Genomic DNA, 18,516 nt, shown 5'->3' with positions numbered 1-18,516 from the left:
CCGCCGGCTGCTGATAAGCCGTCAACGGGTGCCGGCGGGCGTTGCATCATGCTCGGCTGCGGCCGTCCCACCCTTTTTCTCCTCCGCTTTTCCTTCCTCCAGCGAGTCTGCCGTCCATCCCCCTCCCAGAGCCTTGATCAGCGACACGGCAGCTGCCATACGCCGTCCCTGGATCTGGATCGCCGTCGTACGATTGGTCAACTCGGCCGTCTGCGCGCTGATCACGTTCAGATAAGCCACCACCCCCGCCTTATATTGATTCAGGGTTACCGCTACCGTCTTACTGGCCGCATCCACCGCCTCATCCTGAGTACGGTGCTCTTCCTCCAGAATCCTTGCCGCCGACAGATTATCCTCCACTTCCTTGAAACCGGTCAGCACGGTCTGGCGGTAGGAGGCCACGGTAGCGTCATAGGCGGCCCGGGCCTGCTCGTTCTGAGCTCCCCTCAGCCCTCCGTCGTAAATGGTCTGCGAAATGGCAGGTCCCACCGACCAGAACCGGCTGGGCCACGCCAGCCATCTGGCCAGGCTGGTGGCCTCCAAACCGGCAGTAGCGCTCAATTTGACGGTTGGAAACCAGGCTGCCTTGACCACCCCGATCTGTGCATTGGCCGCTGCCATGCGGCGTTCGGCCCCGGCGACATCGGGCCGCCGTTCGAGCAGTTCCGAGGGCAGGCCGATCGGAATCTGCGGCGGCAGTCCGCCCAGCGGCGCAAAGGCCAGGGAAAATCGTGCGGCAGGTTTGCCGATCAGGAGCGCTATGGCATGCTCCAACTGGGCCCGCTGCACTCCCAGGTCGATCAGCTGGGCCTGGGTGCTCTTGAGTTGGGTCTCTGCCTGGAGCACGTCCAACTTGGCCACGATACCGGCGGCATAACGGTTGCGTGTCAACTCAAGCGTCTTTTGATAATTGGAGACGGTCTCCTCCAGGAACTGCTTCTGGGCATCCAGCGTTCGCACCTGCCAATAATCCAGCGCCAGTTCGGCCTGCGCGCTCAGTCTGATCGCGGCCAGGTCGGCTCCACTGGCCTGGGCATTGGCACGGCTCGCCTCCACGCCGCGCCGGATGCGCCCCCAGATATCCGCCTCCCAGGAGAGGTCCGCCGGCAGGAGGTATTCGGTGGTGGGGGAGGGTTGTATGCCGCCGACAGTCCCCTGGCGCTGGCCGTAGTTAACGGATGCACCGACGCTGAGGGTCGGGAAGAGACCCGACCGGGCCGACTGCACCAGGGCGCGGGCCTGCCTGAACTGGGCCTCAGCCACGGCAATATCGAGGTTGGCGCCGGCCACCTGTTCCTCCAGCCCGTTCAGGACCGGATCGTTGAACAACTCCCACCACTTCTCGTTCAACACACCGCCCGGTTCGGCCACCTTCCACCCCTGCAGTTCCTTGTAGGCGGGCGGCTCATCCACGGTGGGCCTGACATAGTCCGGCCCCACCGCGCAGCCCCCCAGCAGCATCAGGCCGAAAGCCAGCAGGCCACATGATTTTCCAGCATTCAGATAATTCATAGCTTTTCTCCCAAACCAAAACAAAACCTCTGCCACAGAGGACACAGAGAGCACAGAGAACGTCAAAAGCAGGTCACGGGGATGAATAGAAAATCAAACTGCTCAGTTGAACCTTGCAGGTTTGCATCCTGTTTATCATTTCATCCCTGTAAATTTGTTTCTGCTTTTCCCCTGTGTTCTTGGCAAATGATTTTAAACTTCATTCGGCAATTGTTTTCGGCCTTTTTCCCCGCTTGCGCTCCAGCCACAGCCTGAAACGGTCCATGTAGAGATACACTACCGGTGTGGTATAGAGCGTCATCATCTGGCTGAAGATCAAGCCGCCCACAATGGAAATACCGAGCGGCCGGCGCAGTTCCCCCCCCACCCCGATTCCCAGCGCCAACGGCACCGCGCCCAACAGCGCCGCCATGGTGGTCATCATGATCGGCCGGAAACGGAGCAGACAGGCCTGGTAAATCGCCTCCTCGGGGGGTTTTCCCTCGTTGCGTTCCGCCACGATGGCGAAGTCGACCATCATGATGCCGTTCTTCTTGACGATGCCGATCAGCAGGATCACGCCAATGATGGCGATCAGGCTCAGATCGGCCCTGAACAGCATCAGGGCCGCCACTGCGCCGACCCCTGCCGAAGGAAGGGTGGAAAGGATCGTGATCGGGTGGATGTAGCTTTCATACAACACCCCCAGCACGATGTAGACCGTGATCAGCGCCGCCACGATCAGCAGCGGCTGATTCCTGAGCGAGGCCTGGAAAGCCTGGGCCGTGCCCTGGAAACTGCCCCGGATGGTACCGGGCATCCCCAGCTCGCGGGCGGCCCCCTCGATGAACCTGACCGCTTCCCCCAGAGCCACGCCGGATGCCAGATTGAAGGAGAGCGTCACCGCCGGGAACTGCCCCTGGTGGTTGACCGCCAGGGGGGTGGCGGTCGGCTCGAAACGGGTGAACGTGGAGAGCGGCACCAATGTGCCGCTGGTGGAAGCGACATAGATATCCCGCAATGTCTCGGGGTTCTGCCAGAAGGCCTGATCGACCTCCATCACCACATGATACTGGTTCAGCAGCGTGTAGGAGACTGAAACCTGGCGCTGGCCGAAAGCATCGTAGAGGGCGTTGTCGATCGCCTGGGTGGTGATCCCCAGCCGGCTGGCAGTTTGGCGGTCGATCACCAGATCCGCCTGCCTGCCCCTGTCCTGCAGATCGCTGTTCAGGTCGGCCAGTTGGGGGATGGTGCGCAATTTCTGGAGCAGCCGCTGCGACCAGCTGTTGAGTTCGTTCAGATCGTTACCCTGCAGGGTGTACTGATACAACGCGTTGCTGCTCCTGCCCCCCACCCGCAGGTCCTGCACCGGCTGAAGAAAGGTCGGGGCGCCCGGCACACCCATCAGTTTCCGCCGCAGCCGGCGGATCACGTCGTTGGCGCTGGCGGTGCGTTGATCGAACGACTTCAATGAGATGAACATCCGTCCGGTATTGGTGGTGGAACCGCCACCGCCGCCGCCACCGGTGAAACCGGTCACGTACTCCACATCAGGGTCTTCCTTGATGATGGCCACAATCCGCGCAAGTTTCTGCTCCATGGCCTGAAAGGAGGTATCCTGGGCCGCCTGGATATTGCCGGAGATCCGGCCGGTATCCTGCTCGGGAAAGAAGCCCTTGGGCACCACGCGGAACAGGTACAGGTTGAAGCCCAGCGTCACCAGCAGCACGATCAGCATCAGGCGCGCATGGGCCAGAGCCCAGGCCAGACTGACCTCGTAGCCCCGGTGCAGCCAGTCGAACATCGCCTCGCTGGCCCGGTAAAACGGACCGTGCCTGCGTGGACCTTCCGGCTTGAGGATGGTGGCACACATCATGGGTGTCACGGTCAGGGAAACCAGCAACGAAACCATGATGGCGGCCGAAAGCACGACGGCGAATTCCCTGAACAGGCGGCCCACGATGCCCCCCATCAGCAGGATCGGAATGAATACCGCCACCAGAGAAACGCTCATGGACAGTACCGTGAAGGCGATCTCCTTCGAGCCGGACAGGGCCGCCCGAAAGGGGGACTGTCCCATCTCGCGGTAGCGGGTGATGTTCTCCAGCACGACAATGGCATCGTCCACCACAAAACCGGTGGCAATGGTCAGCGCCATCAGCGACAGGTTATCCAAAGAATAGCCGCACAGGTACATCACCGCAAAAGTGCCGATGATCGAAACCGTCACGGCCACGGCCGGTATCAGCGTAGCGCGCGCATTGCGCAGAAACCAGAATACCACCAGGACCACCAGCAGACCCGATAGGATCAGGGATACTTCCACATCATGCAGCGATCCCCTGATGGAGGGGGTGCGGTCCAGCACCACCGATAGCTTGATGGCCCCCGGCAGGGCCCCCTCCAGTTGCGGCAGCAGGCTGCGCACATTGTCCACCGTCTCGATGATGTTGGCCCCCGGCTGGCGGAAGATGATCACCATCACGGCCGGCTTGCCGTTGACCAGACCGGTGGAGCGCAGGTCCTCCACCGAATCCTGCACCGTGGCCACATCCTTGAGCTGCAAAGCAGCGCCGTTTTTATAGGAAATTACCAGCGGCAGGTAGTCCTCGGCCTTGCGCAACTGGTCGTTGGTACGCAGCTCCCAGTTGGAATCACCCCGAGTGAGCTCTCCCTTGGGACGGTTGACATTGGTGTTGGACAGCACGCTGCGCACGCTTTCCAGGCTGACGCCGTACTTGCTGAGCGCCAGCGGGTTCAGTTCCACCCGCACCGCCGGCAGTGAGCTGCCCCCCACGAAGACCTGGCCGACCCCCTTCACCTGGGACAGCTTCTGCTGCAGGATCGACGAGGCGGCATCGTACATGCGGGGCTTGCTCATGGTATCGGAGGTCAGCGCCAGGATCAGGATCGGGGCGTCCGCCGGGTTGACCTTGCGGTAGGTCGGATTGCTGGGCAGATTGGAGGGCAGATCGCCGCGGGCCGCGTTGATGGCGGCCTGGACATCCCGCGCCGCGCCGTTGATATCGCGGGAGAGGTCGAACTGCATGGTGATGCTGGTGGAGCCGCGAGTGCTGGTGGAGGTCATCTCGGTCACCCCGGCGATGCGCCCGAACTGACGCTCCAGGGGCGCCGCCACCGAGGTGGACATGGTGGCCGGATCGGCGCCGGGCAGCGAGGCCGAGACCGAGATGGTCGGGAAATCGACCTGCGGCAACGGCGACACCGGCAGCAGCCGGAAGGCGATCAAGCCGGCCAGCACAACCCCCAGGGTCAGCAGGGTCGTGGCCACCGGGCGCTTTATGAAGGGTGCGGAGATGTTCATGGGATAGGGGTACTGGCTTCCGCAGCTTCAAGTGGCCTCTTCTTCCTGCGCCGGGTGACGCGGTCGAAGGCCAGGTAGATTACCGGCGTGGTGTAGAGGGTCAGGATCTGGCTGATGATCAGTCCCCCCACGATCGAGATCCCCAAGGGCCGCCGCAGCTCGGAACCGACACCCTGTCCCAGGGCCATGGGCAGGGCACCCAGCAGGGCGGCCATGGTGGTCATCATGATCGGCCGGAAACGGAGCAGGCAGGCCTGGTAGATGGCCTCCTCCGGGCTTTTGCCTTCGTTGCGCTCGGCATCCAGCGCAAAGTCCACCATCATGATGCCGTTCTTCTTGACGATGCCGATCAGCAGGATGATGCCGATGATGGCGATCACACTCAGGTCGGTGCCGCAGATCATCAGCGAGAGTACCGCACCGACCCCGGCCGACGGCAGGGTGGAGAGGATAGTGACCGGGTGGATGTAGCTCTCGTACAGCACCCCCAGCACGATATAGACCGTGATCAGGGCCGCCAGAATCAGCAGCGGCTGATTGGAGAGCGAGGCCTTGAAGGCCTGGGCCGTGCCCTGGAAACTGCCCCGGATGCTGGGGGGCAGTCCGAGGCTGTGAGCGGCCTCCTCGATGGCCGCCACAGCCCCTCCCAGTGAGACGCCGGGTGCCAGGTTGAATGAGGTGGTCACGGCCGGGAACTGCCCTTGGCGGTTGATCACCAGCGGCCCGGTGGATTCGCTGGCCCGCACGATGGTTCCCAGCGGGATGGTGCTGCCGGTGGAGCTGCGCAGATACACCGACCGCAGCCCGTCAGGCCCGTCCCGGAAGGGGGGCTGGACGGACAACACCACCCGGTATTGGTTCAATTCGGTAAAAATGGTCGATATCTGGCGCTGGCCAAAGGCATTGTAGAGGGCATCGTCGATGTTCTGGGGAGAGATGCCGAAGCGGGCTGCCGTGGCCCGGTCGATATCGAGAGCGAGCCGCAAACCCTGATCCTGCTGATCGCTGCTGACATCCCGCAGTTCCGGCCTGGCCTTCATCGCCTCCACCACCTTGGGGGCCAGAAGCTTCAGTTCCTCGGTGTTGGGATCTTCCAGGGTGTATTGGTACTGGGTCCGGGCGACACGTGCATCCACGGTCAGGTCCTGCACCGGCTGCATGAACAGGCTTATCCCCCCCACTTTGGCCAGTTCCGGCTGCAGCCGCAGGATGATCTGGCTGGCAGAGGCATCGCGCTGCGCCAGAGGTTTCAGATTGATCAGGATCCGGCCGCTATTGAGCGTCGTATTGACCCCGTCCACGCCGATGAAGGAGGAAAGGCTCTCCACGGCCGGGTCTTTCAGGATCACCCGTGCCAGTTCCTGCTGCCGCTCGGCCATGGCCGGAAAGGAGATCGACTGGGGGGCCTCGGAAATGCCCTGGATGGCGCCGGTGTCCTGGGTGGGGAAGAAGCCTTTGGGCACGATCACGTACAATACGACGGTCAGCACCAGGGTGGCGCCCGCCACCACCAACGTGGCGGTCTGGTGTTTCAGCACCCACTGCAGGGTGCGGCCGTAGGCCGCGATGATCCGGTCGAAGAAGCGGCCCGAGGCATGGTAAAACCAGCCCTGGCGCTCTTCAGGCACATGCTTGAGCAGCCGGGCGCACATCATCGGGGTCAGGGTCAGGGAAACCACTGCCGAAATCAGAATCGTGACCCCCAGCGTGACGGCGAATTCGCGGAATAGACGGCCGACCACGTCCCCCATGAACAGCAGCGGGATCAGGACAGCGATCAGCGAAACGGTCAGCGACAGGATGGTGAAGCCAATCTGCTGGGCCCCTTTGAGGGCCGCCTGGAGCGGATTTTCCCCCTCCTCCACGTAGCGGGCAATGTTCTCGATCATGACGATGGCGTCATCCACCACAAAACCGGTGGAAATGGTCAGGGCCATCAGGGTCAGGTTGTTCAGGCTGAAACCGAGCAGGTACATGACGCCGAAGGTGCCTACCAGCGACAGGGGCACTGCCACGCTCGGGATGGTCGTGGCAGGGACATTGCGCAGGAACAGGAAGATCACCAGCACCACCAGGCCGATTGCAAGCAGCAGTTCATGCTGCACGTCGGTAACCGAGGCGCGGATGGTGGTGGTACGGTCGGTCAGCACCGTGACCTTGACCGCAGCCGGCAACGACGCCTGCAACTGCGGCATCAACTGCTTGATGCGATCCACCACCTCGATCACGTTGGCGCCCGGCTGTCGCTGGATGTTGAGCACCACCGCCGGGGAGGCGTTCATCCAGGCGGCCTGGTACTGGTTCTCGGCATCGTCCAGTACCTCGGCCACATCGGACAGGTGTATGGCTGCCCCGTTTTTGTAAGCGATCACCAGCGGCCGGAAATCCTTGCTGGAGTAAAGCTGGTCGTTGGCGCCGATGATGTAGGCCTGGCGCGGGCCGTCAAAGCCCCCCTTGGCTTGGTTGACGTTGGCGGCGGCAATGGCGCTGCGCAGATCCTCCATGGCCAGGCCGTAGGAGGCCAGGGCGGTCGGATTGGCGTGGATACGGACCGCAGGGCGTTGTCCGCCGCTGATGCTGACCAGGCCGACACCCGGCAGCTGGGAGATCTTCTGGGCCAGGCGGGTATCGGCCAGGTCCTCCACCTTGGGCAGCGGCATGGATTCCGAGGTCAGGGCCAGGGTCATGATCGGCGTATCGGCCGGATTGACCTTGCTGTACACCGGAGGGGTGGGCAAGTCGCGGGGCAGGAAGGTAAATCCCGCATTGATGGCAGCCTGCACCTGCTGCTCGGCAACATCCAGGCTGAGTTCCAGGCTGAACTGCAGCGTGATCACCGAACAGCCGTTGGAACTGGTGGAAGTCATCTGGGTCAGCCCCGGCATCTGGCCGAACTGCCGCTCCAGGGGGGCAGTGATCGAGGTAGCCACAACATCCGGGCTGGCACCGGGGTAGAAGGTGCGCACCTGGATGGTGGGATAGTCCACCTGGGGCAGGGCCGACACCGGCAGCTGCTTGTAAGCCACGGCCCCGGCCAGCAGGATGGCGATCATCAGCAGGGTGGTGGCCACCGGGCGCAGGATGAAAATGCGGGAGATGTTCATGAAGTGTCCTGAAGATTACATTCGGAATACAGAAAACGGTGTATGTACCACGGAGGACACAGAGGACACGGAGGAGAAGCGAAGCGGCACAAACAGTGGGAACAGCTTTCGGCCTTACATCTCCCTGCGGGGATTCATCCGGTCACTGGAGGCACAGAGCATCACGGATTCAGGTCTGAGCTCATTCTCAGTTTTCGATCGTGCCTTCCCTCCGTGTCCTCTGTGTCCCCCGTGGGGACAGCTCGTGGCGTCAGGGTTTTGGCCGGTGCTGGCCGTCAGTCTGGTTCTGCCCCGATGGTTGCGTCCGCCCGCGCTGGCCCGGCTCCCTAACCTCCACCTTGCTCCCCTCCCGCAGGCGTTCGGCCCCTTCCACCACCACCCGCTCTCCCGGCTGCAAGCCGCCGGTAACGACGATATCTTCGCCATGGACAACCCCCACCGTGACCGGACGGATGGTGACGGTCCGATCGGGCTTCAGCAGATAAACGAAGGTGCCTTGGGAGCCGCGCTGGATGGCGGCAGCCGGGACCACAATCGCATCCTTGAGGGTCTCTACCAGCAATCGCGCATTGACGAACTGATTGGGAAAGAGTTCGTTGTTGAGGTTGGGAAAGAGCGCCTTGAGCTTGACCGTACCGGTGGTGGGATCGATCTGGTTGTCCAGCGTCAGGAGCGTCCCGCTGGCCAGCCGCTGCTTCTGCTCGCGGTCGTAGGCATCCACTGCCAGGCGGGTACCGGTTTTAAGCTTGGCCTGGACTTTGGGCAGATTGTCTTCGGGGATCGGAAAGACCACGGTGCTTGGCTGGAGCTGGTTGATGACCACCAAGCCATTGGCATCGGCAGCATGCACGATGTTGCCGGCATCCACCAGACGCAGGCCGACCCGTCCGCCGACCGGCGCCGTGATGCGGCTGTAAACCAGCTGCAACCGCGCATTATCGATCAGTCCCTGATCGGACTTGACCGCCCCTTCCAACTGGCGCACCAGGGCCTCCTGGGTATCGTACTGCTGCTTGGGTATCGAATCCTGCTGCCAGAGCAGTTTGTAGCGCTGCAAATCGAGACGGGCATTGTTCAATTGCTCCCGGTCGCGGGCCATCTGCCCCTCGGCCTGGGTCAACTGCACTTGGAAAGGTCGGGGATCTATCAGGGCCAGCAGCTCTCCCTTGCTGACATTTTGCCCCTCCCGGAAGCGGACCTCCATCAACTGTCCATCCACACGGGTCCTGACGGTAACGCTGTTGTTGGGGGTGACCGAACCGAGACCGTTGATATAGACTCCCACGTCACTGGTGCGGGCAGCGACCGCCACCACCGGCGTGATCTGCGGTGCCCCTTTGGCCCCGCCCGGCGCACTGCCGGCTGCACCCGGCTTTGCTGCCGGCTGGCGGCTGTAGTAGATGTAACCGCCAATGCCGAGTGCCACGATGGCCGCGATGACGATCCAGGTACCTTTTTTCGGGCGGCGCCGCTCAACGGCGGGCAATTGCTTTTCGGGCGGGTTCTGCTCTTCAGTCGGCATCATGACGGCACCACCCCGCATACTACGGCTGGTGACCGGGTGAAGGGGGAAAAATGGCTACGGTGTAAATAGGGAAACACTCCTGCCTCCGCAAAAAGGAATTCGGGCTGCGCTCATGAAAATTGAATTATAGCATGTTTCGAAACGGGAAAATCCCCGCCGAGGAAATCACGGCCCGTCAGGTGGGCGCTGCGCCTTTCGTTCGGCGATGATTTTCTGGAATTTTTCGCGCTGGTCAGGCCTCAGGATAGCGTTGATGCGACCCTGTCCCTGTTCAAGCCGGGCTTGGACCTGGGGCTGGGACAGCCGGCGGATCTGCCTGATGGCGGCATAGTCCTCATGGACAATGGCACGCACCTGTTCCTGCTGCTGGCTGTCCAGATCGAGCTTCTTCGTGAGACGCCGCACGATCTCGTCCTCTTTGGCCTGGGGGCTCTTTCTGTCGAGCGATTGGCGCCGCCCGCATTCCACCGAATACGTCAGAAAGGAGCCGCTGGCAGCCCCGAGCAGAAAAACCAGCAGTATTCCGAGTATCGCCTTAATATTTTTCATGTCATTCCTCCGCCAGGACGACCCGGTAGATACCCTCTTCCTGGGCTACCGTAATGGCTGCAAACGGGTCTTCGGTACGGACCGGATTAAAGGCCAGGCTGCAGGCGATGCTGATGGCGGCCGTGACCGCAAAGGCGGGCATTGTCCGCCAGACCAGCATCTGCCATGGTCGCCTCTGTGTCCGGCGCTCGGCAAGGCGGGCCATCAGTCTGGTTTCGAAGTGCGCCTCCCGGGCTGACGTATCGGGGCGCTCGCTGCGTGCCGCAGCAAAGAGACGATCCAGTGTGTCATCAGCATTATCGCGCATCGCTTGCCTCCAGTATCTTTTTCAGGGCCTGCCGCGCCCGGTGGGCGCGAACCTTGACATTTGCCTCGCTCCAGCCGGTCAGATCGGCAGTTTCCCTGACCGTTTTTTCCTCAAGTTCCATCAGCGTAATCACCAAGCGTTCGTCCGGTTTGAGCCGTGCCATGGCCCATGCCAGCAGTTCCCGCAGCTCCCGTGACTCGCTGCGCGCCTCTGCCGCACGGTCCCTGATCTCATAGGCCAGATCGTCCAGGGCACGGTGGTGCTTCTCATGGCGCCGGCTGCGCAGAGCATCATAGCAGACGCGGACTGTAATCCGTGTCAGCCAGTGTTCGAACGGAGCAGTGTGGCGGAACTTTCCCAAGTTCTCGAAGGCCTTGATGAAAACCTCCTGGCTGATGTCCTCCAGTTCGTCGTGATCACGGGCAAAACGCGCTGCCAACCCGAACACCCGTCGTTTATACCGGGTCACGAGTTGGGCGAACGCCTCATCATCGCCGGCCAGCACGGCTTTGATGAGGCGTTCATCGGAATGTTCCAGCAGGCTTGAATCCATGAACGGTAGTTATTTCCCCTGACCTTGTGGCGCATCGGCGCAATTTCCACGACCCCACTGTTTCCGGTCATGCTTCGGAACCTGTTTGGCCTGAAGCTCCTTGAATTTCTGCACCTGGTCCGGTGTAAGCACCTTGCGAATCTCCTGGGCAATGCGGGCACGTTCCACCGCCAGATCGGCCTGAATTGCGGCGACCTTGGCGGACTGGGCACGAATGGCGGCTTCATCGAAGGTCTCACCATGGATCAGCGAGCGCATGGTACCGCGTTCGGTCCTGAGCTGTTTTGCAAGCGGTCCCATCTGTGGTCTTTCCTTGCTGAAAATATCCTTGATCTGCTGTTGCTGTTGTTGGGACAGACCCAGGTCCCTGGCCATTTTTTTCAGATGGTGGGGAGCGGGAACCGGACCGTCGTTGCCCATATAGGCGTGTGACAGAGCCGGCGACAGACCGATCGCCGCGACGATTGCGGCACAGGCGGCCAGGTTCTTGATGACTGATCTCATGGTGTTCCTCCTTGGATTATTGAACATCGTACCAAGGGAGACGACATCTCCATGCCAAAGGTTACATACAAATATTACGGGATTAATTTTAGTCGGTTTGGTCACTGCTCCCTGTCATTCAAAAGCGGGTTGTCTCCGGTGTCCCAGGCACAGTGGAAAGCAGCTGATTTTCTTTCTGTAATTGTAGTACCCAAGGAGAGGGAAGCAAAGGATGAAACGGGAGGCTTGCTGAAGGATCGGGGACGGGGGCGTAGTCCGGGCGGCTTGCTGCCGTGCCATACCACGCCCCCTCACATGATGCTTATGGCACCGGAACATAGGTGCCGCTGCCGGTCGTGTCGGCCTCTACAGAAGAGCTGCCGTTGCCGAGAAAGGTCAGGCGGGCCTTGGTACCGTTGCTGCCGGTAAAGCGCAACTGCCCGGATGCCGGCGTGGCATCGATTACGGATGCCTGCAGGGGGGTAACGGTGCTGATGACCACGAAGCCGTAATTCGGATCATAATAGGTGCCGGTCACGGTAAGCGAGACGCCGTTCATGGTCAGGGTAAAGTCCCTGAGCCAATAGGTAAGTCCCGAGATGTTGTCGGCGAGCACAAGCGTGGCAGTTACTATCTCGGTCGTACCGCTGAAACTGTAGCTCATGGTGCCGGACATGCCGGCCGACCTGCTGCCGGCGGTGCTGCTCAGGTTATTCATGCTGATGGTAAGGCTGCTGAATGATTCCGTCGACTGATTGTACTGGCCCATAAAGCTCATGCTGCCGGAAAGGGTGGTTGTCGAGCTGCTGTTGGCGCGGAAGTGGGAGTAGCTGACCGTCCCGCTGCAGGCGCCCGTAGATTGTTCTACGCTGACGGAATAGCTGTAGGTTCCGGAGTAACCGTTGACGGTATTCTGGACCATTGCAGCAACGGCCTTGCCCGATGCCTTGGGTGCCTCGAATAGGGCGGCCACGCTTTTGTGCAATATGACTGCGGTTTCCTGCACCAGCAGCGTCCGTTCGCTGCTGTCGCCGGTTTCCTTGGCAAGCCCGGTGGCAGCGGAAGCCATCTGACTGCCGCTGAAGGCGTCCGCTGACAGGGCCTTGGCATTCGAGGTGGTCACGGTTGCCTGGGTCGTTATGCCTTTGTATGCCGTGATTTCTCCGCCACTACCGCCGCAGCCGGCCAGCAGAACCAGAAATGAAAGACTTGCTGTCAGCAGCGCGCCGATGATCTTGCTCATGAAAAGCCTCCTGAAACGAATATAAATACCTGCATCACTTATGACAAAATAATGGGAAATCTTAAATAAATATCTTTGGCCGCAAAGTCAAGCGAAACAGCTATCCTTCAACGAGGCGGAAACCTTACGGCAGGTCAACGACCGTTTCGACTGCCAGCGTATTCACGTCGGCGGCCGTTACTGAGCGGTTCGCAATGGAATAGATGTCGTTGCCGATAATAACCGACCTGATTACTGTGTCAGGAAAACCGTTGATCGTTTTCGCCTGAATGACGCCGCGTTGTGCAATGCCGCTGTTGTCCACCGTGAATACCCTAAGCCCGGATGTAAGGGTGGGAATTGATTGGAAATACGGGATTGCGAGAACCCCGAAGGTATTGTAATAGAGAAAAGCGTGGTAGTCATAGGCCGCACTGGACCAGCCCTGGCCCAATTCATAATCACCGATGAGCGTGGGTGTAGCCAGGTCCGTCACATCAAAAAGCTGGAGTTTATTGCCAGTAACCTGTCCGGCAGCGTCTGCAGATTGGCCGATGGTGAGAAGGCGGTTGTTGTCCGCACCGATCGGGTGGATGTACGTCGCAAAGCCGTTGACTACGATTTCTCCGGCAACCTTCGGCTTGGTGGGGTCGCTCAAATCCAGGGTGAAGAGGGGGTCGGTTCTGCGGAAGGTCACCATATAACCGCGTGAACGGTCAAAGCGCATGGAGTAGATTCTTTCTCCGGGTGCGAGACCACTGATCCTGCCCGTTTCTACGAGCGATCCATCCCGCTCTCCCAGGATAGCCAACTGATTGCTGATCCCCTCTCCAACCCAGCCGCCGCGAGTGGTGCCTATCCGCAGATAGCCGTTGTATTCCCCCATGCTGAACTGGTTGTTGAGCCATCCGTTGACGCTGCCGCTTCCCCGATAGAGCGGTTTTCCTGCTGTCCCGGGCAGTGCGAACTTGTGGAGCGCAATCATTGGCTCCGGGTTGCCCGGCGGCTGTTCGGCAGAGGCGATAGGATTAATCCAGAGCCATCCATTACCCGATGCCAGGTAGAGGCTGTCCGGTGACATGTACAGCGTGCACCATGAACTGAGGACACCCGAACTTTCGACTGCCGCGGATGAAGAAGATTCGTCAATGGTAAAAACAAGGGAGAGATCGGCACCGTTGCCCGATTCCGGAATAGAAACATTCGTGTAGTCGACACCCGGCAGTTTTTGAGATGAGCCAGCTACTCCTCCACTGTAAAGAGTCCGGCTATACGAGGGGATCAGAGCGCCAAGGGGGGTTGCATTGATTCGCTTCACGTTTTCGGCCTGGGCAAGGGCGCTGGCGGTGTAGACTGCGTCGCGGTCGTAAACGCCTTGTGGTAAATAGCTCGTGAAAGAAACCGGATTAAGGATGTCGATTGTGTAATTGGTGACGACATGGATGGTGGAATTGATTCGCCTGCTGCCTTGCAGGGCACCGGGAAAATCGTATCGGGCGGTAATGGTCGGCATGGTGGCATCAGTGACATCATACCGGTAGAGGCGGGTTATCGGGCTTCCTGGCAGGGTCATGTTCCCGACCACAGGCACCACAAGTGACGGATTATTATTCGCGGTGCTGATTACAGTGACGTGGTTGCCATTCAGATATAGCTCACTGATGTTCTCTTTAATGTCGATATCGCTGACTATCGCCGCCTGCGCTGCCGGCAGGGCTCTCAGGACGATAAAGTGACTCCCCCTTGCCAGATAGATATACGAACCGTCCGTTTTGACCAAGTCTCCTTCATCCACTCCCTGTTCCTGGACGTTTGTCTCTGAATGGTCTGGCGCAGTCCCGACGCTTGCTGTCGATGTCAAAATTGGTATCCCGGGGGTCGTTATCACCTCATTGATGAACCCCTGCGTGGCATAGTAGCGGATTCCTGATGACCGACGCTCGTAACGGCGAACCAGCTCCGATTTGAGGCGCCGCTCAAGGTCTGCATTATTCGTTGGCTTTACCAGTTTAGGCGAGTAGCTTCCAGTGCCCCCTGTGCCGACGCCAGAGGAACTGCATCCCGCGATGAGAGCGGCAACAACGAGAAATGCGGCAAACGCCCGCCGGACAGCCCCATCCCAAGGTGTAATGGATGTGTTCATTTCGTATGTTCCTTTGAGGTGGATTTCCGGCTTGGGTTCGCCGATGATTCAGTGGCTGGGGCATCGCTATCCGGCATGGATTCCGTGAAGGTGTAAAGCCCGATGCGCACACGTTGGTCCTGCATGCGGCCTGCAACGTGGTCCGCCTCGATTAATTCCGTTATGGTTGGCACCATGGCGTCGCGAAACGCCTGCCAGTGGGCTGTGACCAGCTGACGCAACTTTTCCACCGACTCGGCGGAGAGTTCGTCAGCAAAGACGGCCTGCTCAAGGTGCCGACGGTCACCTAAAACGTTGTCGACCGCTGCATCCAAGTGGTCTCCCACATTGTCGCCCAGCAATCCGAACATCTGCCGGGAATCCCCTTTGGGAATAAAATCATCCCGTACCAAGGCCACACAATCGTTATCTTCGTCATGCTGCGCAAGGCCCAGCCTGACAAGCTCGTCGAGCATGCTGCGCGGGTGGAGGTCGCGGGTGATCGACTGGGCAAGCGAATCGAAACTCGGCGCAGGACCCTGCCGTTTGAGCACGCGGGGCGCGCCGTCATGGTCGCGGAATACGGGGTCCGTGGTCCAGCGGGCGAATACCTCGGTTGCCAGCGGTGGCTTGGTCGGCCGCACGGGCGAGTCGGACCGTGTCAGACGAGTCACTTCTCGGCGGCTGATGCCTGTGGCGGTGCTGATACGGCTGACCGTGCCGTGGCTGGCGGCTCCAGGTTGGAGTGCCGCCGCCTCTTGGACGAAGGCCTGTTTCAGAATATCTTCGACCGCCGCGAACGGCACGCCCTTCGCCAGACAAAGGCGCGCCAGAGGGGCCATCAGGCGGCTCAGCACACTAGCCAGAGCCTGATCCGGCCGGGTGATGTCAGCGAGAGCTGTCTGTGCAGTCAGGATTGTGGATGGTGGTTTCATATCCGTTCCAAATTAAGATGAACTATGGATGTGCATTTTGCACATTTATAGCGCTTGGGCAATCTTTTTTTGTAGGAAGTGTGATTTTTAGCAATTCGGATGAGCTTGAACTTTTCAGGAGAGAGTTTTCTGAAGGGAGCTATGGCATAACGTAGAGGAAAGATCCTGCATAATGCGGGAGCTCTGTGCTCCGGGCGAAGCAATGAAGAAAGCTCTTTCAGGCGGCTGCCCGCCCTAATCCTGACCGGGATGTTTTTCAGCAGTTGTGGTGAGAAAACCGGACATCGTGTGCCGGTGGCGGTGATCAACGGTAGACCGCCGCTCCAGCCCCTTGTAGCGCTCTTTGGCGGTGCCGTCCTGTTTGATTTCGTACTTCGCGAAAGAGATTTTCGCTTCTTCAAATTCTTTCAGCCTGTTTGCAGTACTCGCCTGCCAGCTTGAAATTTTGCATCACGGCGAGTCAAACGCCCGCCTTTACCGCCGCCGCAAACACCCCCAGCGCAGCATCGGCCCCTCTCCGCACAGTGCCCTCGCTGTTGGCCCTGCACATCGAAACTCCGGCTTCAAAAACATCCCGTTCACCTTCCAGGTGTTCCTTGAATTCCCCCGCCGTGATCAAGCCATTCGCATAGGCGCTGGCGATCAGTTCCAAGTCCTCCTTCTGGTCGGCCAACACCCGACCCACAACATCTTTCACCTGGGGCCATTCCTGGGCAAATGCGCCCTCGGCTGCGAAGATCATAGCTTTCATGACACTGCTGAAGTCGAAACCCATGGCACCCCCTCATCGATCACGGGACTTTGCCCTGCACGGCGGCATATTCGAACATGTGCTGGAATTTTTCGGTCGCTGGCCTGCAACGCTGCGGTCTAATACCCTGTGCAGTACTGGAAATGCATCGGATCCCTGTTTTTGCCGGTCCAGTCACCACCCCATTTGAAGCCGAACTCTCGGAACATGGCCACCAGTTCAGGATGCATGTCTCCAGGGGTCCCCGGGCGATTGGTTTCAGGATTGAGATCGATGGCAATGCCCCAGCAATGGGTCGAAAGCTTGCTGCTCTGCCGCTTTGGCCGATAGTTGAAGCAGCCGCCGAACGTTTTGATCTGGCTTCCGAATCCACGCTTGTCTATTGCTGCGAAGAGCTCGGAGACGATCGGCGTGAGGAATTTATGGCAATAGATGCCATGTACTTTTCTGGAGCGGTCCCAGGATAACGGTATGGTAAAGGGGAGCCTGGCGGTGGCCATGCGCTCGGCCTCCCAGGCCGGGTCGAGATACCCGTCGTCACGGATGTAGGCCGTGAGGTCACCGAAGGTGGCGATAATCCCGTCCAGACCATTGGGAATGGTGATGCCGACCGGTGACGATACCGGGAGTTTCGGACCAACCAGTTCGGTGCGGGACGGGATGTGCAGCGTTTCACCGACCTGCAGCAGGTTCGGATCGGACATGCCATTATACTTGGCAAGCCTGAAAGCATACGCCGCACTGCCGTAGTTTGCGGCAGCGATCCCGGAAAGCGTGTCTCCCACTGTCACCATGATCGTTCGTGTCATACGGTATCCTCCTATCCGTGGCCTTGGCTCTTCATAGGAATCGACACGGTAAAGGTGCTGCCCTGTCCGACCAGACTCTCGACCTCGATCCTGCCGCCATGATTTCTGACGATTTCGTTGCTGATCGAAAGTCCCAGGCCGGTTCCCCGTCCCGGCTCCTTGGTGGTGAAAAACGGCTCGAAGATTCTTGAAAGGTGCTGTTCCGAAATACCGCAGCCGGTGTCGCTGATGGAGACATGGATCCAGCCGTTGCTGCTCCAGCTCCGTACGGTGATCTCCCCCTTGGTGTCGATGGCATGGGCTGCGTTGACCAGCAGGTTCATGAAGACCTGGTTGAGCTGCTGCGGGTGGCAGGAGAAGGGCGGCAATTCTCCGTACTCTCGCTTGACAATGGTCTTGTATTTCAGTTCGTTGCCGGCGATGTTCAGGGTACTTTCCAGACATTGATTGATGTCCGCAATGCTCTGCTCGGCATCGTTCACCCGCGAAAAACATTTCAGGTCCATCACGATGCTCTTCAGCCGGTCCACCCCTTCCATGGTTTCACGTATGATATTCGGGACATCGTCGATGATCCGCTCCAGCTTCAGCTGATTGCCCATGGCCTGCAAACGTTCGGCCTGATCCGGATCGGGCAGGCAGGCAGCCAGCGTCGTCTGCTGGGCCTTGATGAACGTCAGGAACCGCTCGCAGTACTTGCCGAGCGAAGTGACGTTGCTGGCGATAAACCCGATCGGATTGTTGATCTCGTGGGCGATCCCCGCGGTCAACTGCCCGATGGTGGCCATTTTTTCCTGCTGCACCAACTGCTGATGGGTAGTCCTGAGCTCGGCTATGACCTTTTCCAGCTCTTCCGTACGCAGTCTGACCTGCTGCTCGAGAATGCCTGCGTGCTCCTTGAGGAAGTCGTTGTACTGCTTCACCAATAGAAGATTGCGCGTTCTCAGGAGAATTTCGGTCGCATCGATCGGCTTGCTGATGAAATCATCCGCTCCAGCGGCGATTCCTTTCAGACGCATGGCCTTTTCGTTGAAAGAGGTTACCATTACCACCGGTATGAACCGTGTGGCCTGATCCATCTTGAGGAGCCGGCAAACCTCGAAGCCATCCATGTCGGGCATCATGACGTCGAGCAGAATCAGGTCGGGCGGATCTTCCGCGGCTGCAGTCAATGCCAGTCTTCCGCTGGACAGGCAGCGGGTCGCGTATCCCTTGTAGGAAAGGGTGTCGGCCAACAATTGCTGCGTGCCGGAATCATCATCAACGATGAAAATGGTCGACGCCCTGCTGCCTCGGCTGTCCTGTGCTGTCATGTGCATACCTCTGTCCTGGAATCCGCA

The 18,516-nt window shown here is 59.8% G+C and carries 14 protein-coding genes; all 14 read right to left on the bottom strand.

The window, feature by feature from the left end:
- Positions 1-21 precede the first annotated feature (21 nt).
- On the bottom strand, positions 22-1,512 hold the full coding sequence (locus GSVR_RS01695) for an efflux transporter outer membrane subunit (protein WP_173201895.1): 1,491 nt from the start codon (positions 1,510-1,512) through the stop codon (positions 22-24).
- 199 nt (positions 1,513-1,711) lie between these two features.
- Complete coding sequence (locus GSVR_RS01690) at positions 1,712-4,816, bottom strand: multidrug efflux RND transporter permease subunit (RefSeq protein WP_173201896.1); 3,105 nt, start codon at positions 4,814-4,816, stop codon at positions 1,712-1,714.
- Positions 4,813-7,920, bottom strand: coding sequence for an MdtB/MuxB family multidrug efflux RND transporter permease subunit (locus tag GSVR_RS01685; RefSeq protein WP_173201897.1), 3,108 nt, complete (start codon positions 7,918-7,920; stop codon positions 4,813-4,815). Before GSVR_RS01685 ends, GSVR_RS01690 begins: the two co-directional genes overlap by 4 nt.
- A gap of 250 nt (positions 7,921-8,170) precedes the next feature.
- Positions 8,171-9,445, bottom strand: coding sequence for an MdtA/MuxA family multidrug efflux RND transporter periplasmic adaptor subunit (locus GSVR_RS01680; protein ID WP_239077429.1), 1,275 nt, complete (start codon positions 9,443-9,445; stop codon positions 8,171-8,173).
- Between the two features lie 165 nt (positions 9,446-9,610).
- Positions 9,611-9,994 (bottom strand): hypothetical protein, encoded by a 384-nt coding sequence (locus tag GSVR_RS01675; RefSeq protein ID WP_173201898.1) that lies wholly within the window; start codon positions 9,992-9,994, stop codon positions 9,611-9,613.
- 1 nt (position 9,995) lies between these two features.
- Positions 9,996-10,301: a hypothetical protein gene (locus tag GSVR_RS01670; RefSeq protein ID WP_173201899.1), complete on the bottom strand. Its 306-nt coding sequence runs from the start codon at positions 10,299-10,301 to the stop codon at positions 9,996-9,998.
- Positions 10,291-10,854, bottom strand: a complete 564-nt coding sequence (locus tag GSVR_RS01665; protein WP_173201900.1) for an RNA polymerase sigma factor — start codon at positions 10,852-10,854, stop codon at positions 10,291-10,293. The genes GSVR_RS01670 and GSVR_RS01665 overlap by 11 nt, the downstream gene beginning before the upstream one ends.
- A 9-nt stretch (positions 10,855-10,863) precedes the next feature.
- Positions 10,864-11,358 carry a Spy/CpxP family protein refolding chaperone gene (locus GSVR_RS01660; RefSeq protein ID WP_173201901.1) on the bottom strand — a complete coding sequence of 165 codons (495 nt, stop codon included), beginning with the start codon at positions 11,356-11,358 and terminating at the stop codon, positions 10,864-10,866.
- Between the two features lie 301 nt (positions 11,359-11,659).
- Positions 11,660-12,580, bottom strand: coding sequence for a hypothetical protein (locus GSVR_RS01655; protein WP_173201902.1), 921 nt, complete (start codon positions 12,578-12,580; stop codon positions 11,660-11,662).
- A gap of 124 nt (positions 12,581-12,704) precedes the next feature.
- A complete protein-coding gene (locus GSVR_RS01650; protein WP_173201903.1) occupies positions 12,705-14,702 on the bottom strand; it encodes a beta-propeller domain-containing protein in 1,998 nt (665 codons plus the stop codon).
- A complete protein-coding gene (locus GSVR_RS01645; RefSeq protein ID WP_203978763.1) occupies positions 14,699-15,616 on the bottom strand; it encodes a DUF6502 family protein in 918 nt (305 codons plus the stop codon). Before GSVR_RS01645 ends, GSVR_RS01650 begins: the two co-directional genes overlap by 4 nt.
- A 460-nt stretch (positions 15,617-16,076) precedes the next feature.
- Positions 16,077-16,391 (bottom strand): hypothetical protein, encoded by a 315-nt coding sequence (locus GSVR_RS01640; RefSeq protein ID WP_173201904.1) that lies wholly within the window; start codon positions 16,389-16,391, stop codon positions 16,077-16,079.
- Positions 16,392-16,486: 95 nt separating this feature from the next.
- On the bottom strand, positions 16,487-17,176 hold the full coding sequence (locus GSVR_RS01635; RefSeq protein WP_173201905.1) for a M15 family metallopeptidase: 690 nt from the start codon (positions 17,174-17,176) through the stop codon (positions 16,487-16,489).
- 11 nt (positions 17,177-17,187) lie between these two features.
- The gene (locus GSVR_RS01630) at positions 17,188-18,495 is read right to left on the bottom strand and encodes an ATP-binding protein (RefSeq protein WP_173201906.1); all 1,308 of its coding nucleotides are present in this window, start codon (positions 18,493-18,495) and stop codon (positions 17,188-17,190) included.
- Between the last annotated feature and the right edge of the window lie 21 nt (positions 18,496-18,516).

This window comes from Geobacter sp. SVR, from assembly GCF_016865365.1.
Taxonomy (GTDB): Bacteria; Desulfobacterota; Desulfuromonadia; order Geobacterales; family Pseudopelobacteraceae; genus Pelotalea.
This window is presented reverse-complemented; position numbering and strand designations above follow the sequence as displayed.